At 44.0% G+C, this 25,212-nt stretch carries 26 protein-coding genes, 1 pseudogene and 1 riboswitch; of the genes and pseudogenes, 20 read left to right on the top strand and 7 right to left on the bottom strand.

Going from position 1 to position 25,212, the window contains the following annotated elements:
* The first annotated feature begins 58 nt into the window (after window positions 1-58).
* From potE to FKN05_RS15380, 5 genes and pseudogenes are all read left to right on the top strand, one after another.
* Window positions 59-1,369 carry a putrescine-ornithine antiporter gene (potE, locus tag FKN05_RS15400; protein WP_099610312.1) on the top strand — a complete coding sequence of 437 codons (1,311 nt, stop codon included), beginning with the start codon at window positions 59-61 and terminating at the stop codon, window positions 1,367-1,369.
* A gap of 119 nt (window positions 1,370-1,488) precedes the next feature.
* Window positions 1,489-1,677 carry an AbrB/MazE/SpoVT family DNA-binding domain-containing protein gene (locus tag FKN05_RS15395; protein WP_099610313.1) on the top strand — a complete coding sequence of 63 codons (189 nt, stop codon included), beginning with the start codon at window positions 1,489-1,491 and terminating at the stop codon, window positions 1,675-1,677.
* Between the two features lie 33 nt (window positions 1,678-1,710).
* A pseudogene (locus FKN05_RS15390) lies at window positions 1,711-1,845 on the top strand (pyridoxal kinase); the annotation flags it as partial.
* Between the two features lie 339 nt (window positions 1,846-2,184).
* Window positions 2,185-2,604 carry a GreA/GreB family elongation factor gene (locus FKN05_RS15385; RefSeq protein WP_099610314.1) on the top strand — a complete coding sequence of 140 codons (420 nt, stop codon included), beginning with the start codon at window positions 2,185-2,187 and terminating at the stop codon, window positions 2,602-2,604.
* Window positions 2,605-3,060: 456 nt separating this feature from the next.
* Complete coding sequence (locus FKN05_RS15380; RefSeq protein WP_099610316.1) at window positions 3,061-3,498, top strand: Hsp20 family protein; 438 nt, start codon at window positions 3,061-3,063, stop codon at window positions 3,496-3,498.
* Window positions 3,499-3,558: 60 nt separating this feature from the next.
* Here FKN05_RS15380 and FKN05_RS15375 read toward each other — a convergent pair whose 3' ends face one another.
* Complete coding sequence (locus tag FKN05_RS15375; RefSeq protein ID WP_099610317.1) at window positions 3,559-4,809, bottom strand: valine--pyruvate transaminase; 1,251 nt, start codon at window positions 4,807-4,809, stop codon at window positions 3,559-3,561.
* 223 nt (window positions 4,810-5,032) lie between these two features.
* A complete protein-coding gene (locus FKN05_RS15370) occupies window positions 5,033-7,123 on the bottom strand; it encodes an alpha-amylase (protein ID WP_170887897.1) in 2,091 nt (696 codons plus the stop codon).
* 344 nt (window positions 7,124-7,467) lie between these two features.
* Here FKN05_RS15370 and crcB point away from each other — a divergent pair, with 344 nt between their 5' ends.
* From crcB to thiH, 7 genes are all read left to right on the top strand, one after another.
* Window positions 7,468-7,851 (top strand): fluoride efflux transporter CrcB, encoded by a 384-nt coding sequence (crcB, locus tag FKN05_RS15365; protein ID WP_099610319.1) that lies wholly within the window; start codon window positions 7,468-7,470, stop codon window positions 7,849-7,851.
* 52 nt (window positions 7,852-7,903) lie between these two features.
* Window positions 7,904-8,002, top strand: a riboswitch (TPP riboswitch).
* Window positions 8,003-8,107: 105 nt separating this feature from the next.
* Window positions 8,108-10,042: a phosphomethylpyrimidine synthase ThiC gene (thiC, locus tag FKN05_RS15360; protein WP_170887895.1), complete on the top strand. Its 1,935-nt coding sequence runs from the start codon at window positions 8,108-8,110 to the stop codon at window positions 10,040-10,042.
* A gap of 4 nt (window positions 10,043-10,046) precedes the next feature.
* Window positions 10,047-11,297: a thiamine phosphate synthase gene (locus tag FKN05_RS15355; RefSeq protein ID WP_170887894.1), complete on the top strand. Its 1,251-nt coding sequence runs from the start codon at window positions 10,047-10,049 to the stop codon at window positions 11,295-11,297.
* Window positions 11,284-12,078: a HesA/MoeB/ThiF family protein gene (locus tag FKN05_RS15350; RefSeq protein WP_170887892.1), complete on the top strand. Its 795-nt coding sequence runs from the start codon at window positions 11,284-11,286 to the stop codon at window positions 12,076-12,078. The genes FKN05_RS15355 and FKN05_RS15350 overlap by 14 nt, the downstream gene beginning before the upstream one ends.
* Window positions 12,075-12,281 carry a sulfur carrier protein ThiS gene (thiS, locus tag FKN05_RS15345; RefSeq protein ID WP_099610322.1) on the top strand — a complete coding sequence of 69 codons (207 nt, stop codon included), beginning with the start codon at window positions 12,075-12,077 and terminating at the stop codon, window positions 12,279-12,281. The genes FKN05_RS15350 and thiS overlap by 4 nt, the downstream gene beginning before the upstream one ends.
* A 2-nt stretch (window positions 12,282-12,283) precedes the next feature.
* A complete protein-coding gene (locus FKN05_RS15340) occupies window positions 12,284-13,051 on the top strand; it encodes a thiazole synthase (protein WP_170887890.1) in 768 nt (255 codons plus the stop codon).
* Window positions 13,051-14,235: a 2-iminoacetate synthase ThiH gene (thiH, locus tag FKN05_RS15335; RefSeq protein WP_170887914.1), complete on the top strand. Its 1,185-nt coding sequence runs from the start codon at window positions 13,051-13,053 to the stop codon at window positions 14,233-14,235. Before FKN05_RS15340 ends, thiH begins: the two co-directional genes overlap by 1 nt.
* Window positions 14,236-14,450: 215 nt before the next feature.
* Here the strand turns inward: thiH and FKN05_RS15330 are convergent, their stop codons facing one another.
* Both FKN05_RS15330 and FKN05_RS15325 read right to left on the bottom strand, forming a co-directional pair.
* Window positions 14,451-16,241, bottom strand: coding sequence for an aminopeptidase P family protein (locus FKN05_RS15330; RefSeq protein ID WP_170887889.1), 1,791 nt, complete (start codon window positions 16,239-16,241; stop codon window positions 14,451-14,453).
* 356 nt (window positions 16,242-16,597) lie between these two features.
* Entirely contained in the window at window positions 16,598-17,542 is a 945-nt protein-coding gene (locus FKN05_RS15325) for a LysR family transcriptional regulator (protein WP_245868453.1), read from the bottom strand.
* 121 nt (window positions 17,543-17,663) lie between these two features.
* Between FKN05_RS15325 and FKN05_RS15320 the strand changes: the two genes are divergently transcribed.
* Both FKN05_RS15320 and tsrA read left to right on the top strand, forming a co-directional pair.
* On the top strand, window positions 17,664-18,857 hold the full coding sequence (locus FKN05_RS15320; RefSeq protein ID WP_443083773.1) for a multidrug effflux MFS transporter: 1,194 nt from the start codon (window positions 17,664-17,666) through the stop codon (window positions 18,855-18,857).
* A gap of 91 nt (window positions 18,858-18,948) precedes the next feature.
* Window positions 18,949-19,230, top strand: coding sequence for an H-NS-like global regulator TsrA (gene tsrA / locus FKN05_RS15315; RefSeq protein WP_099610324.1), 282 nt, complete (start codon window positions 18,949-18,951; stop codon window positions 19,228-19,230).
* A 56-nt stretch (window positions 19,231-19,286) separates the two neighbouring features.
* On the opposite strand, the gene asnC is transcribed toward tsrA, so the two are convergent.
* A complete protein-coding gene (gene asnC / locus FKN05_RS15310) occupies window positions 19,287-19,751 on the bottom strand; it encodes a transcriptional regulator AsnC (RefSeq protein WP_099610325.1) in 465 nt (154 codons plus the stop codon).
* A 212-nt stretch (window positions 19,752-19,963) separates the two neighbouring features.
* On the opposite strand from asnC, the gene FKN05_RS15305 reads away from it, so the two are divergent.
* Window positions 19,964-20,767 (top strand): class I SAM-dependent methyltransferase, encoded by an 804-nt coding sequence (locus tag FKN05_RS15305; protein WP_161427238.1) that lies wholly within the window; start codon window positions 19,964-19,966, stop codon window positions 20,765-20,767.
* Window positions 20,768-20,854: 87 nt separating this feature from the next.
* Window positions 20,855-21,247 carry a hypothetical protein gene (locus tag FKN05_RS15300; RefSeq protein ID WP_099610390.1) on the top strand — a complete coding sequence of 131 codons (393 nt, stop codon included), beginning with the start codon at window positions 20,855-20,857 and terminating at the stop codon, window positions 21,245-21,247.
* A gap of 11 nt (window positions 21,248-21,258) precedes the next feature.
* Here the strand turns inward: FKN05_RS15300 and FKN05_RS15295 are convergent, their stop codons facing one another.
* Window positions 21,259-22,152: a carboxylate/amino acid/amine transporter gene (locus tag FKN05_RS15295; RefSeq protein ID WP_099610327.1), complete on the bottom strand. Its 894-nt coding sequence runs from the start codon at window positions 22,150-22,152 to the stop codon at window positions 21,259-21,261.
* 55 nt (window positions 22,153-22,207) lie between these two features.
* Entirely contained in the window at window positions 22,208-22,633 is a 426-nt protein-coding gene (gene uspA, locus FKN05_RS15290) for a universal stress protein UspA (RefSeq protein WP_099610391.1), read from the bottom strand.
* Window positions 22,634-22,723: 90 nt separating this feature from the next.
* Here uspA and FKN05_RS15285 point away from each other — a divergent pair, with 90 nt between their 5' ends.
* The 4 genes from FKN05_RS15285 to FKN05_RS15270 all read left to right on the top strand — a co-directional run bounded on the left by FKN05_RS15285 (window position 22,724) and on the right by FKN05_RS15270 (window position 25,140).
* Complete coding sequence (locus FKN05_RS15285; protein WP_157928675.1) at window positions 22,724-22,867, top strand: hypothetical protein; 144 nt, start codon at window positions 22,724-22,726, stop codon at window positions 22,865-22,867.
* 58 nt (window positions 22,868-22,925) lie between these two features.
* Window positions 22,926-23,453 (top strand): non-heme ferritin, encoded by a 528-nt coding sequence (ftnA, locus tag FKN05_RS15280; protein ID WP_099610328.1) that lies wholly within the window; start codon window positions 22,926-22,928, stop codon window positions 23,451-23,453.
* Between the two features lie 74 nt (window positions 23,454-23,527).
* Window positions 23,528-23,851, top strand: coding sequence for a universal stress protein UspB (gene uspB, locus FKN05_RS15275; protein ID WP_161427239.1), 324 nt, complete (start codon window positions 23,528-23,530; stop codon window positions 23,849-23,851).
* Between the two features lie 101 nt (window positions 23,852-23,952).
* The gene (locus FKN05_RS15270) at window positions 23,953-25,140 is read left to right on the top strand and encodes a BaiN/RdsA family NAD(P)/FAD-dependent oxidoreductase (RefSeq protein WP_161427240.1); all 1,188 of its coding nucleotides are present in this window, start codon (window positions 23,953-23,955) and stop codon (window positions 25,138-25,140) included.
* The last annotated feature ends 72 nt before the right edge of the window (window positions 25,141-25,212 follow it).

Here is a 25,212-nt window from a genome sequence, read left to right as displayed (position 1 = left end):
ATTCGTTCGTACCTTGCTTTGGCATTGGTACGAACCACTTATTCATGGAAAATGCTTTATGAGTACTGAAATTAAAAAAATGTCAGTGATACAGCTTACTATTCTGACATTCATCAATATGGCCGGTTCCGGTATCATTATGTTACCAAGTAAACTGGCACAAGTAGGCACCATTTCTATATTGTCTTGGCTGATTACCGCTGCTGGTTCTTTAGCTTTAGCTTATGTTTTTGCAAAATGTGGCCGTTTTAGTAAACGTGACGGTGGTATGAACGGCTATGCCTCTTATGCGTTTGGTAAGTCTGGAGCCTTTATGGCTGGCTGGACTTACGGTTTATCGCTTCTTATTGCTAATATTGCGATCGCGATTACCTGTGTCGGTTATGGCTCTGCATTCTTTGACGTTACCTTATCGCCAGTTGAAACTTGCCTGTATACCATTGCGATTCTTTGGATTTGTACGCTCGCTAACTTCGGCGGTGCAAAAATCACCGGTCAAATTGGTTCATTTACGGTATGGGGCGTTATCCTACCGGTGTGTTCACTGGGTATTGTTGGGTGGTTCTGGTTTAATCCAACCATGTACATCGAAGCTTGGAATCCACACAGCCTTCCATTTGGTGAAGCGGTAAGTGCTTCCATCGCGATGACACTGTGGGCATTTCTTGGCCTTGAGTCAGCATGTGCTAACTCAGAAGCGGTAGAAAATCCAGAGAAGAATGTCCCTATCGCTGTGCTTGGCGGGACACTGATTGCTGCCGTGGTTTATATAATATCAACCAATATCTGTTCAGGTATCGTCGGAAATGCCGAATTAGCGGCGTCGACAGCACCATTTTCAACAGTGTGGTCTGTGATGCTTGGCTCGACAGCTGGTAAAGCGGTTGCTGGTATGGCGGTGCTGGCTTGTGCGGGTTCTCTATTAGGTTGGCAATTCACTATTGCGTCAGTGTTTAAATCATCTTCTGATGCAGGTTTTTTCCCTAAGTTATTCTCCGATATAGATAAACGTGGTACGCCCATTAAAGGTATGATCACGATTACCGTGATTCAATCGGCGCTATCTTTAATGACCATTTCACCAACGTTGAACGAGCAGTTTGAAGCTCTTGTGAATTTGGCTGTGGTCACCAATGTGATTCCTTACATTTTATGTATGGGCGCTATTTTCATTATGCAGCAAGTGGCAAAAGTGCCTACTCGTGAGATGAAAATAACCAATGTTATTGCTTTGATTGGTTCTCTATACAGCTTCTATGCGCTTTATGGTTCTGGCTACGAAGCGATGATGTGGGGGTCGATCGTCACCTTCCTCGGATGGAGTGCTTACGGTTTGATTGCTTCTAAGCATGAACCGTTAATAAACTAAGTTTTTCAATAGAGCTTTCCGTTTTCTTAGTATGGAAAGCTCTTTTATTTCATCTCGATAATAATTTTTTATTTATAGCCATAACGAGGAAATCTATTTTCGATATTGGAGGATGAAAGATGATTAGCCAACCAGTTAAGATCGGTGAGGATACCGTGGTCGTCATTCCAAACGCTATTTTGAGTGTGCTTGGAATAAAGGCTGGAGATACTCTTGAGATTGCACTCAATAACGACAAAATGGAAATTAAGAAAATGGTACTAAAAACTAACACCGAGACTCATTCGAACGAAGAGTACGACATTTGAATGCTTGATTAACATAAAAAAGGGTCTGAAACGGTGCAAGGTATCCTTACTATCCAGTCACACATCTTTTTTGGCCATGCGGGTAACAGCAGTGCGGAACAGTGTTTGGCGGTTCAAGAAACGGTCAACAAGGTGAAGCAAGCCAATGCTGAAGCGTTATACATCTGCTAAGGTGTTATAAAGATGGCGATGAGATAACAACATTGCCATTATTTTTATTACGCCAACATGAAAATAAAGATTTTTATCTGGTTTATCTACAATATTGGCTTAACTGGCTAATATTGTGTGAGATCTTGCGATTAACTGATGTTTATTCCTAAAAGACGCCATTTCCTTTTGTTCTTCCCTTTTGCTTTCTTTTTTTTAATCGCTATAGTCAAAAGAGTTCATTTTTTGGAGGTGATGGTGGTGGTTACTTTCCTGGTTTAAACCGAGAGTGATGGTGCTCTCGGATAAATACTCACGATGAGTCCTTAATTTTGGGGTGGGAGTAGAGGAATCACTATGCTTTATCGTCTTTATCAATCATGGCTTCATGGATTACGTATGTGGTGGCTAACCAATGAGTTCGTTACCTATCAGTCCCCCATGCTTTTATTGCAATTACTCGAGCGACAAGCGAAGTACCATGATACCTTTTGCTGTCATCGTGTTGGTTTGGGCGATACAGTTCATCTCGTGGATTCGCAAAACAGCCGCCCTTTTCAAGTCACTTTAGTTCCGGACCATCGTTGTGATCGTTCAGTGGGATACATTGCAGTAGATTCTTATTTAGGCTCGGCGTTATTTGGCCGAGTAGAACAAGATAAACTCGAGTTGATCATTTTAGGTCAACGGCGAAGTTTTACTATCACTCAAGTGACCCGTAAATCGAACCTGTCAGCACGTGCCGATTTCACGTGTGGCTGTTTACTTTGTCAGTAGATAAGGAGAAACATTACATGAGTAAGAAAGACATGAAAAAGCCGCAATTAAGCTTAAAGGAAAAGCGTAAATTGAAGCAGGAGAAAATGGCGGATAACACAGTAGAAAAAGCCCGTAAACGCCGTAAATAAGCCAATATTTGTTAAGTATAGAGTGCCTGAGCCTAATCGTGTGATTAGGCTTTTTTGTTTGCCCAGCGAAGCTGGCAAAGCCGTCAGGTTGAAAGAAACCTCATTTAAATAAATTTTTTTATGTTTGCTCTTGAAAGTAATTTGCTCGCCCTTATATCAGTGAATGAAGAGGATGCCGTTAGGGCCTCAGCATGAAAATGACATTCGCTCAGAATTAAGAGGTTTGTCATTCAACCATTAACCCTTTGATGAGCTTAGTTCATAGGAATAGGTATCATCACTTAACAAATATTGTTAAGACTATTGCTTAAATGAGGATAGGATTATGAGAACTGTAGACTTCACTCCTTTATACCGTAACGCGATTGGCTTTGACCGTTTATTGAATATGATGGAAGCGAGCACTGCGAAAAATGCTCAAGGAGGATACCCTCCTTATAACATTGAGCAACAAGAAGAGAATAAATATCGCATTACCATGGCGGTCGCTGGTTTTGCTGAACAAGAGTTGGACATTACTCAGCAAGAAAATACCTTAATTGTCCGTGGTGAGCGTGCTGAAGAAGAGAATAAAAACTATATTTATCAAGGTATTGCAGAGCGTAACTTTGAACGTAAATTCCAATTAGCGGATTACGTTAAAGTGATCGGGGCGGTATTAGAAAATGGTTTGTTGCACGTTGACTTAGAAAGAGAAATTCCTCAAGCCATGCAGCCTCGTAAAATTGCGATTAACGGAAATAACTTAATTGAAAATAATTAAGTGATTGGTTTCATTAGCCAATAAAGAATGAAAAGAGCGCCAGATAGGCGCTCTTTTATGTTATCCATGTTGATAAGCGCGCTCAATTTCTTCGGCGATGATCGTAATCCCTTTTTGCATTGCTTGATCCTCTTGTACATAGTTCATACGTAGGCATTGATGGGCATGTTGCCACTCTTGTTGCTGACCGATAAAGAAATATTCGCCCGGGACAATCAATACCCCACGAGCTTTCAAGCGTTGATAGAGTTCCATTGTGGTAATCGGTAGTTGATCAAACCATAACCACAAAAAGATAGCGCCTTCTGGTTTATGAATACGAAAACGAGGGTCGGTAATAGCCTGCTGCAGCAGTTCAACTGCTCTTTGGGATTTTTGCTGGTAGAAAGGCTTAATAACCTCGCGGCTTAGACGCAGTAAATCCCCGTGTTCAATCATATGATGTGCTATTGCTGGGCCAAGGCTTCCCGGTGCTAAACTAATAATACCGTTCATATTGGTCAGTGCTTGAGTAATGGCTTCACTGGCAATAATGATCCCACAACGTACGCCCGGTAGGCCGAGTTTCGATAAGCTCATGCATAAAATCGTGTTTTCATTCCAAAATGGTTCAACATCGGTAAAGATGATGTTGGGGAAGGGGAGGCCATAAGCATTATCAATGATCAGTGGAATTCCATTTTCTTGTGCCAGTTGATCCAATTGACGAATTTCATCATCGGTCAGGACATTTCCGGTGGGGTTGGTTGGGCGAGAGGCGCAGATTGCTGCAATCGAATCATCGACTTTGAGCTGTGAAAAATCGATATGGTATTTGAACATACCCTCTGACAATATTTTTATTTCTGGCTGATAAGAGATAAAAATGTCTTCATCGATTCCCGCATCGCCATAACCGATGTATTCGGGAGCCAGTGGGAGCAGAATTTTCTTATGGGTACCATCCGGTTGTTGGCCAGCAAATAAGTTAAAAAGATAGAAAAAACCACTTTGGCTGCCGTTAGTCAGGCTGATGTTTTTTTCACTAATTGCCCATCCGTAGGTTTCTTTGAATAGTTTTGCTAGTGCTCGGATAAATTTATCTTTTCCTTGAGGGCCATCGTAATTGGTTAGAGCGGCGAGCAATTCCCCATTGGTTAGCATGGTGGCACTGGTTTGATGAAAATAATCAAGCATGGCTGGAATCGCAGCTGGGTTACCGCCGCCGAGCATGATGGCTCCGGGAGTGCGTAGACCATCATTTAAATCATCCATTAATTGGGTAATGCCTGAGTATTGATTAAACTTTTCACCAAATTGAGAGAATTCCATGTGCTGTGATACCTGATTGTGATTGCTTATGATTATTTTTCTATCATTGACGCGCATTGCTACGTGAATGGATGATATTGACCATACCGCAATGTAAGAATAAGGCAAAGAGTGAAATGCAAGGAATGGATAAAACGGGAATAAAAACAGGGTGGATGCATGCGTTGTAAATAAAAAAAGGGAAGCATTTGGCTTCCCTTACGGTTGTTACGATGCAACGAAGTTATTCACCCGTATACACAATCAAAACTTTGTCATCTTGGTATCGACGTTCAAAGGCATAATATCCTTCCTGTTGGTGAGTAATATGTTTACCTTGGGCAACGGCTGGGTGGCGTTGGCGAAATTCGCCCAATTTTTGCCAATGATTAAGTAGGGTTTGGCGTTCTCCTTTTATGGCCGCCCAAGGCATATCAGAGCGAGTACCTTGATGAGAATCAGAGCCTGTTGGCCCAAAATCACGAGCAATTTCATCACCGTAATAGATTTGTACGGCTCCTGGGGCGAGCATTAATGCGTTGGCAGCTCGTTTTTGATCGTCAATACTGCGGCTACGAGAGGCCCAGAATAGCGCGGTATCATGAGAAGAGAGGTAGCTCAGTACGTTGAATTCAGGATCCTGGTTGATACTCTCTGCATAGCGTTTATAGTCTCGCTCAAGGTGAGCAAAGCATTTGAGGGCTTTCGGTGCGACATCAGATTGGAATTCAAAATTAATGATGGAGTCGAAACCATTATCAAAGTAAGGCGTTTTTACGACCCCATGAGCCCATACTTCTCCGGTCATCCAAAAAGGGAGGTCATCTAAGGCTTTATCAGGATGGTTCTGTTTCCATTCAGCCAACGCTTGACTCGCACTTGTTTTGAGCTGATCCCAGGCTTCCATTTCCACGTGTTTTGCGGTGTCGACTCTAAAGCCATCAATACCATATTCTCTGACCCAATCAGAGAGCCATGTGATTAAATGTTCACGAGGCGTCTTTAATTCATCTTGTGCACCAGTGTCTTTATTATGGAAAAAGTTGGGTAGCCCTGTTTTGTGGGTTGATTCGGTTTTGAGATCGGGCAGGTAGTTTAATGACATGGTGATATCGTTATACCCAGGCGTATCATAGTTGCCGATATCGGTACGAATCCAATCTTTGCCCCACCATTTTTCCCAAGCTTGGCTATCTCGGTAGTTGATGTAGTCATTAAAACTGTGCCAGCTTTGCCCAGATTTAGGCTGCCAATCGGTCCATTTTTCACCCAAGGTTTGCTTTGCTTCTTGATCATCGAGATAGAGTTTACCAAATCCAAATTCTTGCATGTCCGCGAGTGTGGCATAGCCGGTATGATTCATCACTACATCCCAAATGACGCGGATGCCTTTTTGGTGCGCAGTATCAATAAAGGTGCGTAGTTCTTCTTTTGTTCCCATGTTCGCATCAAGCTTGGTCCAGTCTTGATGGTAATAACCGTGATAACCGTAATGTTTAAAGTCCCCTTTATCACCACCACCAACCCAACCGTGGATCTGCTCTAATGGTGAAGTAATCCAAATCGCGTTAACACCGAGTGATTCAATATAATCGAGTTTCTGTGTTAAACCGGCTAAATCACCGCCGTGGAAGGTCGCTATCTCTTGCTGATTATCTTTACTACGCCCATAGCTGTGGTCATTTTCTGGATTGCCGTTATAAAAACGGTCTGTCATGACAAAGTAGACAATCGCATTATCCCAACTAAAAGCGGTTGATGGAGTGGCTTCTACCTCTTCAAGTAATAATAGGCCTTGGCTGTCTTTACCTGGTTGCAGCGTGATATGGCCATCTGTGACGGTGGTGGTTTGCCCAGTAAGTGCATCTCGCACTAAGCTACCATTGGCGAAAGTTTGACTCACATTGATCGTTTTTGGCGTGTCACTTGCCACTGGGCAGGTTGACATAAAGTTGGATGTTGCACTGGTTTGTGGCTTGATTTTAACCGTCAGTTGATCAGTTTTAGGATTCAACTCAAATTGATAAGTGTTGGCTTTAAAAATTCGCATCGGAATAGCCGACTCTTGTGCACAGTTATCTACTTTCAATGGTTGATTAAATTTAATCCGTTCCTCGTCACTTAGCGCAAAATGGGCTCCACAGCTTTGAGCAGCATTTGAAATCGAAAGCGTATAGCTTCCTTTCTCTATCTTCTGTTCAGCAATCAATAACCCCTCTGAGTTCGCTTTGAAAACTGTTTGTTGGTTATTAATGGTTAGTAGCAGTGCCTCTTCAGGTAGTTGACTGCAGGCGCTTATTATCCCGATGGATAATGCAAGTATGGTTTTTTTCATAGTGTCCTTTCCCCCGAATGAAATAGCCTCTTTATAGCAAAACTCCCCCTATACAATCCGAGCGGTTGACCACCTAGTGAGGGATTATTATTACTACAAAAAGTAATCGTGTTCACAAAAATAGCAAGAGTACGAAGGGGATACATTTTTGTTGAAAAACTGCTCATAGAAGAAATATGAGCTTATTTGTATATTTTGTTATTAGAAGTGACTCCGGTAACTTTTTAAAACGTTCATCATCTTCTACCTAAATCCCGATAAAGGAAAAGCTAACTTTACCGATAACGTGCTTCTTTTCCGAAGTGGTAAAGCGGTACAATGGGTAAAACATTATAGGAGGGCTCATGGGACAGTTATCTATTTTAGGGTTGATCGCAATCGGGGGAGCAATCGGTGCCTGTTCTCGTTATGTGGTATCTGAATGGTGTGTGACCTTATTCGGACGATCCTTTCCTTACGGAACATTGACAGTGAATGTGGTGGGATCTTTAATTATGGGGTTACTGATCGCTGCGATTGAGAATGAGTGGCTTGCTCCTTACCCTTGGCGACAAATCATCGGTTTGGGTTTTCTCGGTGCATTAACAACATTTTCGACTTTTTCGATGGATAACGTATTGATGATGCAACAAGGTGCCTTCTTTAAAATGGGGTTTAATGTGTTACTCAATGTCATGTTAAGCATTTCTGCTGCTTGGTGTGGCTATCATTGGTTACTCCGTAGCTGATTAAAAATTATCCTTTTTCTCTTGGTTAACGTTTCGCTCTTCTCTATAATGGCACAACTTGTCGGAGTGCCATAAGGCTGAGACCGTTAATTCGGGATCCGTTGAACCTGATCAGGCTAGAACCTGCGAAGGGAACAAGAGAAGACAATCTGGATGTCTATCTATCCTTCTATTCATCCATCTCCTATTTGTCATCCCCTCTTGTCGCATCTTTCCGCCAAGCATTTATCCCTAATTGTTAACCAAGGAAAATGCTATGTCGATTCGTAAACAAGCGAGACTGGAAGCTAAACAGTTTATTGAAACCCTCTCGGTACAACCGTATCCCAATTCGAAAAAAGTGTATGTCACCGGTTCTCGGCAGGATATTCGTGTTCCCATGCGTGAGATTTCACTGGCCGATAGCTTGATTGGTGGCACAAAACAAGCGCCGATTTTTTCCAGCAATGCCCCGATTCCTGTCTATGATACTTCTGGTTTGTATACCGATCCCGATTATTTAATTGATTTACAAAAAGGTTTACCAAAACTGCGCGAAGCTTGGATTGAAGAACGGCAAGATACGGAAATCTTGCCTGAAATGAGTTCACACTTTGCTCGTGAACGTTTAGCCGATGAAACCCTTGATGAACTGCGTTATGGGAATTTACCCAAAATTCGCCGTGCGAAAACAGGGCAACGAGTGACTCAGCTTCACTATGCGCGGCAAGGAATCATTACGCCAGAGATGGAGTTTGTCGCTTTACGTGAGAATATGGGGCGTCGTCACTATCAGGATGAGCAATTGAATCGTCAGCATTCTGGACAAAACTTTGGTGCCTATTTACCCAAAGAGATAACCCCTGAGTTTGTTCGTCAGGAAGTGGCAGATGGTCGAGCCATCATGCCATGTAATATTAACCATCCTGAATCGGAGCCGATGATTATTGGGCGCAATTTTTTGGTGAAAGTGAATGCCAACATTGGGAACTCTTCCGTTAGTTCTTCGATTGAAGAAGAGGTAGAAAAGCTGGTGTGGTCGACTCGCTGGGGAGGCGATACGGTGATGGATCTTTCCACTGGACGAAATATTCATGAAACTCGGGAGTGGATTTTACGTAATAGTCCCGTTCCAATTGGGACGGTGCCTATGTATCAAGCCTTAGAAAAAGTCAATGGGGTGGCAGAAAATCTGACGTGGCAAGTGATGCGCGATACCTTGCTTGAGCAAGCCGAGCAAGGGGTCGATTACTTTACCATTCATGCTGGGGTGTTATTACGCTATGTTCCCATGACCGCCAAACGGGTAACGGGAATTGTTTCTCGTGGTGGTTCTATCATCGCTAAATGGTGCTTGGCACACCATCAAGAAAACTTCCTCTATACCCATTTTCGAGAAATCTGTGAAATCTGTGCGCAATACGATGTCGCGTTATCGCTAGGAGATGGCCTGCGTCCCGGCTCAATTGCTGATGCCAATGATGAAGCACAATTTGCCGAGTTACATACCTTGGGTGAACTGACAAAAATTGCTTGGGAATATGATGTTCAGGTGATGATCGAAGGGCCGGGACATGTGCCAATGCATATGATTAAGGCCAATATGGATGAGCAGCTAGCGCATTGCCATCAAGCGCCATTTTATACCCTTGGTCCTTTAACCACCGATATTGCACCGGGCTATGACCACATTACTTCTGGTATTGGGGCGGCGCTGATCGGTTGGTTTGGGTGTGCCATGCTCTGTTATGTTACTCCAAAAGAACACTTAGGCTTACCCAATAAAGAAGATGTTAAAACCGGTTTAATTACCTACAAACTTGCCGCCCATGCCGCTGATTTAGCGAAAGGTCATCCCGGTGCGCAGCTCCGTGATAATGCGTTATCGAAAGCTCGCTTTGAGTTCCGTTGGCAAGATCAGTTTAACTTATCACTAGACCCAGTGACAGCCAAAGCCTTCCATGATGAAACCTTACCGCAAGAATCGGGCAAAGTGGCTCACTTTTGTTCCATGTGTGGCCCTAAGTTCTGTTCAATGAAAATCTCTCAAGAGGTACGGGAATACGCCAATCATCCGCAGCAGGTTGCAGCGGATCAAGCCATTTCCGTCACCCTGCTGGATGATCCATTACAAGGCATGGCGCAGAAATCACAGGAATTTCGTGCGGCTGGATCGGAGTTATACCATCCTGCTATCAGTACAGAGGAGTAAGCTTGTGAAGTTACTGATCCCCTCACATTGTATTGCGCTGACGGGAGAGGTGCAGCAAGTTTTACGGCTTGCTCAGCAACAAGGATTTGCGATTGAATCAGTGGTGCTGGGTGTAAGCTCAACGCCATCGTTGCAGCTTGTTACTGATACCACTTCCTCTTTCTCTTGCGATCTCTTTGCTCATATTGATCAACCCCAAGGTACGAATGAGCGTGTGATACGTTATTTTTCATCCACTTCAAATCTAGAGGTGGACGAGAATAGCATTATTATTGGTGGGCATATTCAAGGCCAAGTCGCCGATTTTTGGCAACAGCAAGGGGTTCACTATCGGCTCACCTCTGTTTCGGTTTTGGAGCCGCCACAAGCATGGCGACACTTTGCTTGGCTAATGGCGGCATTGAGTTTGGATTTCCCTCTGCATGATGCTTTGACACTTGCGCGAGCTGCATTAAAGGTTTCACGTGAAACATGGCCGACCGAGTATCAAGATTTTCCGGTTCCTTATTTATTTTCTGCCAACGCCTTTCGAACACTCGCATTTCCACCATTACAGAAGGAGAGCTTAGGGCTATACCCTGTGGTGGATGATGTTGGTTGGGTTAATCGGTTGCTGCAACTTGGGGTTAAAACCGTTCAGTTGAGAATTAAGCATCCGCAGCCACTGGACTTAGAACCGCAAATCATCCAAGCCATTGCATTAGGGCGGCAGTATCAGGCGCAAGTGTTTATTAATGACTATTGGCAATTGGCGATAAAACATGGCGCATTTGGCGTCCATCTTGGGCAAGAGGATTTACAAACGGCCGATATTCAAGCGCTTGCCAAGGCTAATATTCGCTTAGGGCTATCCAGCCATGGCTACTTTGAATTGCTTTATGCTCAGCAGTTTCAGCCCAGCTATATTGCCCTTGGGCATATCTTTCCCACCACCACGAAACAAATGCCTTCTAAACCACAAGGCTTAGTTCGCTTGGCTTTGTATCAACAGTTACTCAACACCCTGCCTTATGGGGACATGCCCAATGGGGAAGATCAAGGCATGCCAAGTGTTGCGATTGGGGGAATTGATTTGAGTAATATCCAGTCCGTTGTGAATTGTGGTGTTACCAGTATCGCTGTGGTGCGTGCGGTGACTCAAGCCGAAGATCCCCAGTTAGCGGTTCAACAGTTACAAGCGAGTTTCTCCCAAAACTTAAATTTGACGCTTGGATCAGTGAGTCATCCATCGGAGGTCACTGATGTTATCGGATAAACAATTTTTACGTTACCAGCGACAAATTTGCTTAAACGAAGTGGGTGAGCAAGGACAAACATATTTGCTTAACCGCAGCGTATTACTGATTGGGTGTGGTGGATTAGGAAATGCCGCGGCACTGTATTTGGCTGCTGCGGGTGTGGGTAAATTAGTTCTGGCGGATGATGATCTTGTTGAAGAGTCAAATCTGGCTCGGCAAATCGGTTTTAGAACGCCGCAGATTGGAATGGCGAAAGTCTCAGCACTGGCAGAGTCTTTGGCACAATTAAACCCTGAATGCAAAATTCGCCCAGTGAATCGGCGGATGGATCGATCATTATTAACCTTAGAGGTGGCATTGGCCGATGTGGTGTTGGATTGCAGTGATAATTTTTTGACTCGTCATAGTATCAACCAGGTGTGCTATGAGCAAGGTGTCCCACTGATTTCAGGCTCAGCCATTGGTTGGCAAGGGCAGCTCATTGGCTTTGATTTTACTCAGCCAAATTCAGGCTGTTATGCCTGTTTTGCTCCACAAAAGCAGCAAAAGAGTCAGCGCTGTTCTGATAGCGGAGTGATGGGGCCTGTGGTGGGAACCATAGGTAGCTTACAAGCGTTATTGGCATTACAGACGTTAATGAAGATGGATAACGTCCCTTTTTCTCGGTTCCACCAGTTTGATGGCCGGTATTTGAGTTGGCAGCAGTGGCAGCTCACGCCTGACCCCGATTGTTCCATTTGTTCAACACCCCTAAATCATCGAGCATCCGCTCAGGTTCAGCAAAAGGAGGACTTATGACGGTGGTGATTACCATTAACCAGCAGCCACAGCAGGTAGCTCAAGGGCGAACGTTGCAGCAAATACAACAGGAGTTGCAACTTCCCACCTTAGGCTGTGTTTTTGCCATTAATGACAACATTATTCCTAAAGGGTTGTGGGCAAAAACCTATTTGAATGACGGCGACCAAATCTCTCTTTTTCAAGCCATCGCAGGAGGCTAAACATGTTGAGCATCGCAGGAAAAACCTTTCAATCTCGCTTACTGACTGGTACGGGTAAGTTTGCAAATAGCCATGTTATGGCTCAAGCGATCCAAGCGAGTGGATCACAACTGGTGACGATGGCATTAAAAAGGGTTGATTTAAAAAGCCGTGAAGATGACATTCTTGCACCGCTGATTCAGGCGGGGGTCAATTTATTGCCCAATACTTCAGGAGCAAAAACTGCACGCGAGGCGATTTATGCCGCGCAACTGGCTCGTGAAGCTTTGGAAACCAACTGGGTGAAATTAGAAATTCATCCCGATGCTAAATATCTGATGCCTGATCCTATCGAAACACTGCAAGCAGCAGAGCAACTGGTTAAGCAGGGGTTTACTGTGCTGCCGTATTGTCATGCTGACCCCGTGCTCTGTAAACGGTTAGAAGACGTGGGGTGCGCTGCGGTAATGCCGCTTGCTGCTCCCATTGGCAGTAACCAAGGGTTAATCAGCAAACGCTTTTTGGAAATCATTATCGAGCAGGCGCAAGTGCCGGTCATTATTGATGCCGGTATTGGTGCGCCTTCGGATGCGCTATTAGCGATGGAAATGGGCGCAAATGCGGTGTTGGTCAATACGGCCATTGCTACTGCGGCAAATCCCGTCTTGATGGCAAAAGCGTTTAAGCAAGCGGTTGAGACTGGGCGGTTAGCCTATCAAGCTGGGGTAGCTGGGCAAAAGTTACAGGCTGTGGCTTCCAGTCCATTCACCGCTTTTTTGGATGAAGAATGATGAGCTTTATTGAACAATTTAACCAACTGGATTGGGATGACATCAAGCTCTCTGTGCAGAGTAAAACCCGTGTAGATGTTGAACGTGCACTGTCAAAATCGGTCAGAAACTTAGCCGATTTTCAGGCATTAATTTCTCCTGCGGCAGAGCCTTATCTAGAGCTGATGGCGCAACTTTCTTACGCGGCTACACGTCAGCGTTTTGGTCATACCATGTCGTTGTATGTGCCGCTTTATCTCTCGAATTTGTGTTCTAACGCGTGTACCTATTGTGGATTTTCAATGGAAAATCGCATTAAACGTAAAACGTTAAACAAACAAGAAGTAACACAAGAGATAGCAGCGATTAAGGCGATGCGGTTTGATAGTGTTTTATTGGTCACGGGGGAGCATGAAACCAAAGTTGGCATGCACTATTTCCGGCAAATGCTTCCGATCATCAAGCCTCATTTTCATTATTTGACCATGGAAGTGCAGCCGTTAGAGCAGCAAGACTATGCTGAACTTAAAACACTCGGTTTAGATGCGGTCATGGTGTATCAAGAAACCTATCATCCTTCGACTTACGCTGAGCACCATTTGCGTGGCAAGAAGATGGACTTTGAGTTTCGCTTAACCACGCCAGATCGACTGGCCAAGGCGGGGATGGATAAAATTGGCTTAGGGGCCTTGATCGGGTTAGAAGATTGGCGAACCGATGCGTTTTATGTCGCGGCCCATCTCGACTACTTGGAGAAAACTTACTGGAAAAGTCGTTATTCGATTTCATTCCCTCGCTTACGCCCCTGTACGGGAGGTTTGCAGCCTAAATCGATTATGTCCGATAAGCAGTTAATCCAATTAATTTGTGCTTTCCGCTTATTCAGTCCGCAAGTGGAACTCTCTCTTTCCACTCGTGAATCGGCTAAGTTTCGTGATCATGCGGCATTATTGGGTATTACCAGTATGTCGGCGGCATCAAAAACTCAGCCCGGAGGGTATGCTGACCCTAAGGTTGAGTTAGAACAATTTGCGATCAGTGATGAACGTAGTGCTATCGAAGTTGAATCAGCAATTAAAGCGAATGGATTAGCCGCGGTGTGGCATGATTGGCATGAGGTCTATTCCGGTGTTTCACGTGAAACAAACGGCTCTGCATCATTTATATCTATTTCTTCATCGCCTATTTCATCTTCATCGTCGTAGAGTCATTCCGTCACAGAGAGTAAAACGTTATCGACGAGAGATACGGTAGATAGTAGATAATAGATAATAGATAAATGTGAGAAAAAAATAGAGGGGACGACAGGCAATGGCGTCGACCTCTATTTTTATTTATATCGGTTTTTATTTATATCGGTTTCACTTCGAGTCATTCCATTGCAGATTATCGCTCGGTGACTCGTTGGCTGATTTTAAAACTAGTGATGTGAAATGGGTTGTGTCGCTTTTTCCAACCATGCTTTCACTTCTCCGGTAACTAGCGGAGCAACCTCTTGCCAAACTTGTTGGTGATACTGATTTAACCAAGCAAGTTCAGGTTTAGTTAAGCGATTGACATCAATCGCTCGGGTATCAATTGGGCAGCGAGTGAGAGATTCAAACCCAAGCATAGGTTGATCACCTTGCGTTGTTACTTCCACCACCAATTCAAGGTTTTCAATCCGAATGCCAAATTGTTCTGCGCGATAATATCCCGGCTCATTGGAGAGCACCATACCAGGACGCAGGGCAATAGGGTTATACACTTTACTGATCCGCTGCGGGCCTTCATGAACACTGAGAAAATGACCGACACCGTGCCCAGTACCATGATCGTAATCGTATCCTTCAGACCATAAATATTGACGAGCCAGCGCATCCAGTTGGTGACCACAAGTGCCTTTCGGAAAACGAGCACGAGCTAAAGCGATGTGTCCTTTAAGGACTAAAGTAAATTGGCGCTTCATCTCTTCGCTCGGTTCACCGATGGCGATCGTACGAGTGATATCCGTGGTGCCATCTAAATACTGACCGCCAGAATCAACCAGGTATAAGCTATTATCATTGAGCTGCCCGGGCTTGGGTTGATTTTGATGGTTGTAGTGGCACATAGCAGCGTTGCTACCCGCCGCTGAGATAGTGTCAAAACTGAGATCCACTAGAGTGGGGTCTTCTGCTCGAAACGCATGTAATTTCTCTGCTAGCTGTGCTTCGTTATGAAATTTTTTGGCCGAGACTTGGTTGTCTAACCAACAAAGAAATTTCGCCATCGCCACACCATCTCGAATATGACATGCTTTCATACCAGCTATTTCTGTAGTGTTTTTGGCTGCTTTACTTAATAAGCACGGATCCGCTTCGTTAATCAATTCCGCGCCGGTATTTTGCAGCACAAGCGTAAACCAAGCATTACTGGTGCTAGGATCGATCATCACTCGCTGTCCTGCCAATGCTTCTAATTTAGCTTGAAGTTGATCGGGCGGATAAACGTGGACACCGCGGCCAACGTGCTCAGCAAACCCATCGACAATTCGATCGCTCTCTAAGAAGAAATCGACACGAGCATCATCATAAATGATGGCATGTGAAAGCAGCACGGGCAGGCGTGCGACATCGAGCCCACGGATATTGAGTAACCAGCAGATGGAATCAAGTTCAGTGAGGATGGCACAGTTGGCCTTTTTATCGCGCAAAATACTACTAATGACTTGCCGTTTGGTTTGGCTGTTGACGCCAACATAGTCGTCACTCATCAGACGCATCTCGGAAACAACCGGAGTTGGACGATCTTGCCATAATTGGTCTATTGGATTGTCGCTCAGTGCCACCAGTTGTAATTGACCGGCTAAGGTTCGCTGTGCAGCTTGCAGCCAACTTGCTCGGTGCATACGTGGGTCATAGCCAACTTTACTACCAGCAGGAAGGTGATTGAGTAACCAGTGTAAATAAGGATCTTCAATGAGGTGTTGATAACTAAATAACTCACTGGATACCTGTTTAGTGACTTGAACGGTATAGCGTCCATCAACAAAGACAGCGGCTTGTTCGGCTGTCACGACAGCGGCACCGGCAGAGCCTGTAAAACCAGTTAGCCATTGTAATCGTTCATTATGCGCTGGAATATATTCACCTAAGTATTCATCCTCATGGGGGACGATAAGGGCATCTAAATGGTGTTGAGTTAACCAATCACGAAGCTTGGCCATGCGTTGTGTATAGGGGTGTGACATGGAGGTTTCCTTGTAAACGGTCCTTTGTTGCTGTTTTATAAGCTACTCCTTTTCCTTGAGGCGTGCAAATATCCGCCTTTTTATATCCTTTCTACTTCAAGCTGCAGGGGGTGACCAACGTTCGTTCACCCCAATCACATAGCCTGTCGATGCTCATGGGGATTATGAGAGGCATCGGTGGCCCTCATAAAAGACTAGTTTACAGCTGTTTAAATTTGTTCTAGATAAATTTGTCACTCACTTGCCGCTTACCTGCAACGCTAAGTTGTTTGGGGATAGGTGCTGCTGGTTGTTAACTTTCTGCGCAATAATAGATAATGGCTGTTTTCCTTATTAGATTAGGATCGGTGTTTAAATCAACGTAAATGCAGTGTTTTACGCTGAATGATCTGCCGTAGCCAAGTCAAGGCGGGATCATTTTCTCGGTCTCGATGCCAAAAGAGTGTGTAGGCCATTGGTGGAAATTGCAGTGGTAGTGGCAACACCACTAATTCCATTTGGTGAGCGACTAAATGAGTAAAGTGGCTTGGCGCAGTAAAGACAAAATCAGTGTAAGTACAAAGGCTGGCTGCACTATTAAAATCTGGTACTGTAATGGCGATATCGCGTTCATGACCTAAATCGGCTAACCGATAATCTAATAACCAGCGATCGTTACCATCACATCGAACTTGAACATGGCGTAATGCGAGGTAGTTCTCTAAGTTCCATTCGTGGCAAAGTACCGGATGATTTTTCCGTACCACACACATTTGTGTGTCACGATAAACCTCTTGATCACAAATATCGCTTGGCGGCTGCATGGTCAGTTTGGCATCATGGATATCAATATCTTTTCCGGTGATCCCTAAGTCGATTTCGCCCAACTGTATTTTTTTGAAGGTGTGTTCATTCCAAGCGTGGGTACTGATACTAAGATTGGGGCCTTGGCTAAAAATTGCGGGTAAAAAATGCGGTAAAATTAATGGATAGACACTTTCTACGGCAGCGATATGAAAGCGGTATTCGCTTGATTGAGGAGAAAACTGTTCAGGCTGAATAATAAGCGCTAACTGATTAACCAAGATATCGAGTTTAGGTTTGAGAAATAACAGTTTTGGGGTGGCTCTTAATCCATGAGAACTACGGATGAATAAAGGGTCAGAAAATTGTTCGCGCAGCTTCGCGAGTGATTTACTTACTGCAGATTGACTTAAACAGAGTCGCTGAGCCGTTCGGGTGACACTGAGTTCTTCACTAAGAACTTTTAGGCACACCAATAGATTGAGATCAATGCGTGCGAGCTTCTCTATATTATTCATGCTGTTTTTCCTATTAGGAATAATAGCCATGATTATATGCCATTTTTACTCATATCAAGATAGCGCTATGATCACTTTCGTCGATATAACGTAGAAATAAAAATGGGTCAAATGAGTGAAAGTGAATAAGCAGGTTAGTCGTCAACAGCAAATGGGCTTGCTGATTTTGTTGGTTTTATTTAGTCCATTAGCGATTGATATTTATCTCCCTGCACTTCCGATGATTGCTCAATCGTTTCACGTGGAACATGCGTTAGCACAAGATACGATTACTTGGTTTTTGTTTGCTATGGGGGTTGGACAACTGTTCTCTGGCCCATTAGCTGACAAACTTGGACGTCGAACTGTTGCATTAGGAGGGATAGGCATCTATGCATTGAGCGCTTTATTGGCGTGGAGCGCACAAAATATTGAATGGATGCTGATGGCTCGTCTGCTACAAGGCTTAGGTGCATGTGCAACATCGGTAGCAGCCTTTGCAACAGTTCGCGATCTTTTTGGCCCAGAACGCAGTGGTAAAATGATCAGTTACTTAAATGGAGCCATCTGCTTTATCCCCGCTTTAGCACCTATTCTTGGTAGTTGGTTAACACAACAGTTTGGCTGGCGAGCAAATTTTAGCTTTATGGCAGGTTTTGCCGTCACAGTGGGATTGCTGATGTTGCTATGCATGCAAGAAACCAATCCAAGTACAGAAAAGCAAGCGGTATTTAAATTGTCTCGTTATTGGGCAGTGCTGAAAACGCCTTCCTTTTTATTTCATGCGTCATTATGTTTGTTCGCAATGGCTGTTATTTTGGCTTATGTAACCTCAGCACCTTTGGTATTAATGGAGCGGTTAGGGCTCACCATGAATCAATTTACATTTTGGTTCGGATTGAATGCGTTGGTTAATATAGTGGCTTGTCTCTCTGCCCCTCGTGTTATGGAAAAGGTGGGAACTCACCGAATATTAGTTCTGGGCATTATAACTTTAATTATATCTGGTACTTTAATGATAGTGCTTGCTCACATACAAACAGCATTCGCTTTTATGGTACCGATTTTTTTATCCTCTGTTGGCTTTGCTTGGATATTGGGTGCGGCGGCGGGGAAAGCACTGGCTCCATTTGGTGATAAAGCAGGAACCGCTGCAGCATTGCTAGGTTTGTTCCAAATGAGTGGATCCGGCTTATTAGTCGGTTCACTGCAACGATTTAATCTTGAGCCACAAATGCTGATCGCTTTACATATGTGGCTATTGGCCCCCGGATTGATTATTCTCTTTTCTAAAGCCGGTCGTCGCTGGCATCAATGGGCGTTACATTCCTCATAAAATAGGCTCTGTTAGCTATTTTCTAATCGTTTTAAGGCGTGTATATTGTCCACTCTTATATTTTTGCATGATATTTTGGAATTACGATACGATGTCTATGACCACTTATGAAATGGCTCGCATTTGGGAACAGCTTGATGAGTCTCCAGAGAAGGTGATGTTTGGCAAGTTACTTAATGAACTGGGCAACCAAAGTAGTGAACGTATTCGTAGCGCCGCCAAACAAGTTCCTGTCCCAGTTTTGCGTGATCTCGTTTATCAATTTCAACAAGTGATTGAGTCTCGTAAACATGAACAGGTTGAACAAATGGCTCAAGAACTTGTCGCGCAAGGTATTTCCGCTGAAGACCTACTAAAATTCCTCAATAAGTAATTAGGCCGCTAATCTAGCTAGATAGTGCTATCACCATTTATTTGCGGTTTGCTGTGTTATGGGTTTACGTTGCGATTGATGGGGTTTTGTAGAGAAATCAGGGTTTCAGTGGATTGTACTTCGTCGATTGCTTGCAATTTATCAATTAATACGTGCTGTAATTCTTCAATTGATTTACACATCAACTTAACAAAAATATTGTATGCACCGGTGGTGTAATAAGCCTCAACCACTTCTTCCAGTGCGTTAAGTTTCGCCAGTGCCGAATGATAGTCTCGCGCGGCATTGAGATTGATCCCAATAAAACAGCAGACGTCATAGCCTAGCTTTTTTGTATTTACTACAACTTCGGTACGCTGGATAATGTCGGCCGCTTTCATTTTCTCAATTCGAACATGGATCGTCGCAGGGCTGACATTAAATTGTTTGGCCATTTCAGCATAAGGGGTTCGGGCATCATCCATTAATATTTTTAAAATGGCGCGATCCAGATTGTCTAATTTGGTTGGGGCTGCTTGCATGGTTGATCCTGAGCAATACGCGATTAAAGCGCGAAACTAAGTGTAATGATCATTAGATAACATGATTTCCCCAGCCTGCCAAGCCATCGTTTAGGTAGAATTAACATCCGTTTGAATTAAGGATACGCGTTATCAACAGCGTGAAAATATCGCTGTGATCAGGAAAATTCGCTACACTAGCGCTGATTTTTTCTCTCTTTGGAGTGCCTCCTTTGCAGTTACAGTTACTATGTGAAGCTCCTGAACGAGCTGAACAACTGACACTTATTGCCCAGCATTGGCGATTAACGCATTGCCAAAACAGCCAGTTTGCTTTGGTATTGACCGCTGAGCGGCTAGAGCTACGTAAAGTGGATGAGCCCAAATTAGGTGCCATCTATGTTGACTGGGTGAGTGGTGCAGTCGCTCATCGGCGCAAATTTGGTGGCGGTAAAGGACAGGCGATAGCGAAGGCGGCAGGGCTTAATAAAGGAAGGTTACCGACGGTATTAGACGCAACGGCTGGTCTAGGGCGTGATGCGTTTGTGTTGGCGTCCTTAGGATGTCGAGTGCAAATGGTTGAGCGTCATCCTGTGGTCGCGGCGCTGTTGGAGGATGGTTTGCAACGAGCCAAACAAGATAGAGACATTGGCCCATGGGTCAGTGAACGGGTGAATTTATTACACGCATCGAGCCATGATGCGCTACAAAAGCTAGCCGATGATGTGAGTTTCTGTCAGCCAGATGTTGTCTATCTCGATCCCATGTATCCGCACCCTGAGAACAAGAAGAAAAGCGCGTTAGTGAAAAAAGAGATGCGGGTATTTCAATCATTAGTTGGAGCGGATAGTGACGCTGATGCGCTACTTACTCCCGCTTTACAGCTTGCTAGTAAGCGGGTGGTGGTAAAAAGGCCTGATTATGCTCCGTGGCTGGCAGAACAAAAGCCCAGCATGGTTATTGAGACGAAAAAGAATCGTTTTGATGTCTACGTGATAGCCGCAATGACGGATATCAATACACGAGACATCGAATGAGTGACTGAAATCTTGCTTGCTATTCTACACCGCTTGATATATATCTAACTAAGAATCATTCTTATTGTTATTTTGGTTGTGTTTATTATGGTTAAACGTTTATGCAAGCTTAATCGTCACGATATTCGTACATCAATGGGCGAGATACAGCAATTAGTGATGCAGCCAAGCTATATTTGCGGCGCATGTGCGCGCAGTGCTGTCGATAAGAGCCTCTTATGTAAACCTCAGTCATTGCAGATAGCAAAAAATGATCGACTCACTCAACCACTACTTTCGACCACGTTAGGTTCGCAAACATCGGTATCGGTTTTAACTAAAAAAACGCTAAAGAAGCAGAAAAAATACCAGAAAAAACTGGCAAAAGTGCTTAAAAAACAGCATAAGTTAATGAAAAAGCAGCAAGCATTACAAGGTAAGTTTACCGAACTCAAGTTACTGCCGCTTAACGACGAGATCTCTCTCACTCAGTTCCACTAATATTTTACCGTTTAGGGTTGACGATGTGTTTTATGTCGATAGCTTCGTGCAACCTGTCGTTTAACCCATGTTTCATTGAGCCAGAGTGAAAGTAAGATAATCCCTCCTCCCACAGATAACCGCAGCAAATCCACATCTCGATTCCAGATGACGATATTGATCACTAACCCTGCGGGAACCAGCGCATTGTTCATAATGGCTAACGCCCCTGCATTAACTTGGCAAGCGCCTTTATTCCAAGCAAAATAACCCAATCCTGAAGCAATTAGCCCGAGATAGATTAATATCCCCCATTGTAATGAGTTGTTTGGTAACTGCTGGGGATTGCCTAACAACAGGAATGCGATGCTGGCAACCAAAAAAGCACCAAGATAAAAATAACCAAATAATGCATGTTGAGGAAGTTCGATAGGTTCTTTTTCCATCACGTATTTATAGCCGACTTGACCGATAGCAAAGCAAAGGTTTGCTCCTTGAACAACCATAAAGCCAAGAAAAAAATGCTCGTTAATCCCAGCAAACTTGATCCATATTGCACCGATCACAGCAATGCTGGCCGTCACTAAGTACCAGGGTGAGAAATGCCCTCTCAGGAGATCGTACAATAAGGTGACATAAATAGGAGTGAGTACGGTAAACAGTAAAACTTCAGGAACCGATAACAGTAAAAAAGATTGGTAGTAGAAGCAATACATCAACCCTAATTGAATACCGCCAATGGCCATGAGTTTGGCCATTAACGCCTTAGGAACTTGCTTAACCTGTAGAAAAGGCAAAAAGACCACGCAAGCAAGAGCGACTCGCATCCAAACCGCAAACCAAGCATCAACCTGACCTGCGAGATAAACGCCGATCAGGCTGAAGGAAAAAGCCCATAGTAGAGTAACTGCAGATAAGTAAATCATAATACTGGTACATGAATGAGAACTTTCAGCAGTCTAGCTGACTTTTTGCCTATCGTCAGTCGTTGAGTGGTACAACCAACATATCGACGGGTGAGCAATTAATCAATTGACGCGTGGAGGAGAGAATCTTACTCCAAAAATCTTGATGATGCCCACAGACAACAAGATCAATATTAAACTCATTAATGGTTTCGCACAGCTCGTTACTTAGGTCACCGCTACCGACCAGTGTGTGGTGAATCGGGTAGTTAGCGTAATCTGCTAGCTCTTGTAATTGTTTTTGTGAATTTTCCATAGAATGGTGCTGGGTTTCAGCCAAATTGATATCAATAAGACCGGTGTACAATTCTGCATAATTCACATCAATATGAATAAAAGAGAGTTCTGCATTGAGTGGTTTGGCGAGCGCTACTGCTCTATCGATTAAAATCTTGCTCTCTTCAGAGAGGTCGACTGCAACTAAAATATGTTGATAACTCATCATACTATCTCCTTATCGATGACTGACGACAGATTAACATGTCAAGCTCCGTTTTTTTGCCAGCATGATCTCATATCGAAGGTGAAGAGCATGTCTTACTTCGCATCTATACCCTTCCAACTTGAAGCCGCAGGGGGGCTAGGTTCGTTCACCCCAATCATATCGCCTGTCTATGCTCATGGGATGGTGAGAGCCATCCGTGGCTTGGGGATAACAATCATTGTTTGGGGATAACAATAACGAAATAGCATGATATAGTTATCATAAGCTGTCTTAATCACTGGAGTCACAAATGTTATCACCTGCAATGATTGATCAATTGAATGATCAAATTAATCTTGAATTTTTTTCATCCAATCTATACTTACAAATGAGTGCTTGGTGTGAAGATAAAGGATTTGAAGGTGCGGCCGAGTTTCTACGTGCTCATGCCGTAGAAGAAATGCAGCATATGCAGCGTTTATTTACCTATGTGAGCGAAACCGGTGCCTTACCTCTTATTGGTTCTATCGCTGCACCAAAGCACGATTTTGCAAGCTTAGGTGAAGTATTTCGTGAAACGTATGAGCATGAGCAGATGATTACTCAACAAATTAATAAACTCGCTCATGTGGCTTTTACATCACAAGATTACTCAACCTTTAACTTCCTTCAATGGTATGTTGCTGAGCAGCATGAAGAAGAGAAGTTGTTTAAAGGGATTTTAGACAAGCTAGAACTGGTCGGTGAAGATGGAAAAGCGTTGTTCTTCATTGATAAAGATCTAGCGGCATTGGCAAAAGCAGGCTCATCTTCAGTAATGGATGCCCCCGCTGAGTAACCTCAGCAAAAAGACAAATGAATAGCTGTGTCTTTTTCTCTGGGCAGACTTACCAAGGATGTAGGGAGGAAAAGATGATCAGTGGAGATACGATTCTTTTAGCACTTATGGTGGTGACGGGCATTAATATTGTTCGGTATCTAACCGCACTTCGTTCGCTTATCTATATCATGCGCGAAGCTCATCCATTGCTTTACCAGCAAGTGGATGGAGGGGGATTTTTTACTACCCATGCTAATGTCACCAAACAAGTTCGCCTTTATCATTATTTGAAGAGTAAAGAATATCATCATCACCATGATCCTATCTTTACTGGTAAGTGCTCTCGCGTAAGAGAGCTGTTTGTCCTTTGCTGTGCTTTGCTTGTATTGACCTCTCTCGTGGCCTTTTTGCTTTGAAAGGTCGATTGGCAATATAAGCATTTATCGTTAGAATATTGAGCCTAGTGAGTAAGGATGTGCTGGTTGCACATCCTTTTTTATTGCAGTGAGTATCGGTCATGAATGAAAATGTAGACGTTGTGATAATTGGAGCCGGTGCTGCAGGTTTAATGTGCGCAGCACAAGCGGCTAAGCGTGGGCGTCGAGTTTTACTCGTTGATCACGCGAAAAAACCGGGCCGGAAAATTTTGATCTCAGGTGGAGGGCGCTGTAATTTCACCAATTACAATATCTCTGCGGCCAATTATCTATGTCGAAATCCCCATTTTGTTAAGTCTGCCTTATCGCAATACACCAACTGGGACTTTATCGCTCTGGTCAATCAATATGGCATTGCCTTCGAAGAGCGTGAACATGGCCAATTGTTTTGTCTGGGTTCAGCTAAAGAGATTGTTAACCTGTTATTGGCTGAATGCTCCCAACCCAACCTCCATCAGCGTTATCAAGTTGATATTCAACAGATCACTAAAACTGAATCGGGCTTTTTTCTTAAGACTTCTCAAGGCGAAGTGGCGTGTCAATCGCTGGTTGTCGCAACGGGGGGGCTTTCAATGCCAAAACTTGGGGCGACCCCCTTTGGCTATAAAATTGCAGAGCAATTTTCATTACCGGTGTTACCGACCTGTGCGGGATTGGTGCCTTTTACTTTGCATGTCGCAGATAAAGAAGCCTTAGCTGAACTGTCTGGTATTGCGGTGCCGGTTGAGATTCAGGCTCAATGTGGCAAAAGTTTTAAAGAAGCGCTGTTATTTACGCATCGTGGTTTATCTGGGCCAGCGGTGTTGCAAATTTCGTCTTATTGGCAACCGGGTCAAGCGATTACGATTAATTTGTTACCTGATACAGACCTCGAAGCATGGCTGATGAGTGCGCGCGAGCATCACCCCAATCAAACGCTGAAAACCACTTTAGCTCGAGTGTTACCAAAACGGTTAGTGGAGGTGTTGCTAGAGCGCCAGCTCTTTGTCGATAAACCGCTGAAACAGTTTTCCACTAAAGCGCTGTTGAGCGTGGGAGAAGCGCTTGAGCAATGGACTCTTATACCCAATGGTACAGAAGGTTATCGTACCGCTGAAGTGACACGTGGTGGCGTTGATACTGAGGTTCTGTCATCGAAAACCATGGAATGCAAAACTGTCCCGGGTTTATTTTTTGTCGGTGAAGTGATGGATGTGACAGGTTGGCTCGGTGGCTATAATTTCCAATGGGCCTGGTCGAGTGGTTTTGTGGCAGGGCAGTGGGCGTGAATGTGCTTATCAGTGGTTTCGATATATTACTAGCGCCGAGACCTTCTCGAAAATAGCCGATGATAATGTGAG

Origin of the sequence: Vibrio sp. 1-1(7), from assembly GCF_013048485.1 — a bacterium.
Lineage (GTDB): Bacteria > Pseudomonadota > Gammaproteobacteria > Enterobacterales > Vibrionaceae > Vibrio > Vibrio fujianensis.
This window is presented reverse-complemented; position numbering and strand designations above follow the sequence as displayed.

Bases quoted from the DNA above. Each gene is read 5' to 3' on its own strand.
- asnC (WP_099610325.1), bottom strand. From the start codon at position 19,751: ATGCAAGCAGCCCCAACCAAATTAGACAATCTGGATCGCGCCATTTTA.
- FKN05_RS15330 (WP_170887889.1), bottom strand. From the start codon at position 16,241: ATGTCACACCCCTATACACAACGCATGGCCAAGCTTCGTGATTGGTTA.
- FKN05_RS15375 (WP_099610317.1), bottom strand. From the start codon at position 4,809: ATGGAATTCTCTCAATTTGGTGAAAAGTTTAATCAATACTCAGGCATT.
- FKN05_RS15395 (WP_099610313.1), top strand. From the start codon at position 1,489: ATGATTAGCCAACCAGTTAAGATCGGTGAGGATACCGTGGTCGTCATT.
- FKN05_RS15385 (WP_099610314.1), top strand. From the start codon at position 2,185: ATGCTTTATCGTCTTTATCAATCATGGCTTCATGGATTACGTATGTGG.
- ftnA (WP_099610328.1), top strand. From the start codon at position 22,926: ATGTTATCACCTGCAATGATTGATCAATTGAATGATCAAATTAATCTT.
- tsrA (WP_099610324.1), top strand. From the start codon at position 18,949: ATGTCTATGACCACTTATGAAATGGCTCGCATTTGGGAACAGCTTGAT.
- thiS (WP_099610322.1), top strand. From the start codon at position 12,075: ATGACGGTGGTGATTACCATTAACCAGCAGCCACAGCAGGTAGCTCAA.
- FKN05_RS15325 (WP_245868453.1), bottom strand. From the start codon at position 17,542: ATGAATAATATAGAGAAGCTCGCACGCATTGATCTCAATCTATTGGTG.
- uspA (WP_099610391.1), bottom strand. From the start codon at position 22,633: ATGAGTTATCAACATATTTTAGTTGCAGTCGACCTCTCTGAAGAGAGC.
- FKN05_RS15270 (WP_161427240.1), top strand. From the start codon at position 23,953: ATGAATGAAAATGTAGACGTTGTGATAATTGGAGCCGGTGCTGCAGGT.
- FKN05_RS15350 (WP_170887892.1), top strand. From the start codon at position 11,284: ATGTTATCGGATAAACAATTTTTACGTTACCAGCGACAAATTTGCTTA.
- thiC (WP_170887895.1), top strand. From the start codon at position 8,108: ATGTCGATTCGTAAACAAGCGAGACTGGAAGCTAAACAGTTTATTGAA.
- crcB (WP_099610319.1), top strand. From the start codon at position 7,468: ATGGGACAGTTATCTATTTTAGGGTTGATCGCAATCGGGGGAGCAATC.
- FKN05_RS15370 (WP_170887897.1), bottom strand. From the start codon at position 7,123: ATGAAAAAAACCATACTTGCATTATCCATCGGGATAATAAGCGCCTGC.
- uspB (WP_161427239.1), top strand. From the start codon at position 23,528: ATGATCAGTGGAGATACGATTCTTTTAGCACTTATGGTGGTGACGGGC.
- thiH (WP_170887914.1), top strand. From the start codon at position 13,051: ATGAGCTTTATTGAACAATTTAACCAACTGGATTGGGATGACATCAAG.
- FKN05_RS15340 (WP_170887890.1), top strand. From the start codon at position 12,284: ATGTTGAGCATCGCAGGAAAAACCTTTCAATCTCGCTTACTGACTGGT.
- FKN05_RS15295 (WP_099610327.1), bottom strand. From the start codon at position 22,152: ATGATTTACTTATCTGCAGTTACTCTACTATGGGCTTTTTCCTTCAGC.
- FKN05_RS15285 (WP_157928675.1), top strand. From the start codon at position 22,724: ATGTCTTACTTCGCATCTATACCCTTCCAACTTGAAGCCGCAGGGGGG.
- potE (WP_099610312.1), top strand. From the start codon at position 59: ATGAGTACTGAAATTAAAAAAATGTCAGTGATACAGCTTACTATTCTG.
- FKN05_RS15300 (WP_099610390.1), top strand. From the start codon at position 20,855: ATGGTTAAACGTTTATGCAAGCTTAATCGTCACGATATTCGTACATCA.
- FKN05_RS15380 (WP_099610316.1), top strand. From the start codon at position 3,061: ATGAGAACTGTAGACTTCACTCCTTTATACCGTAACGCGATTGGCTTT.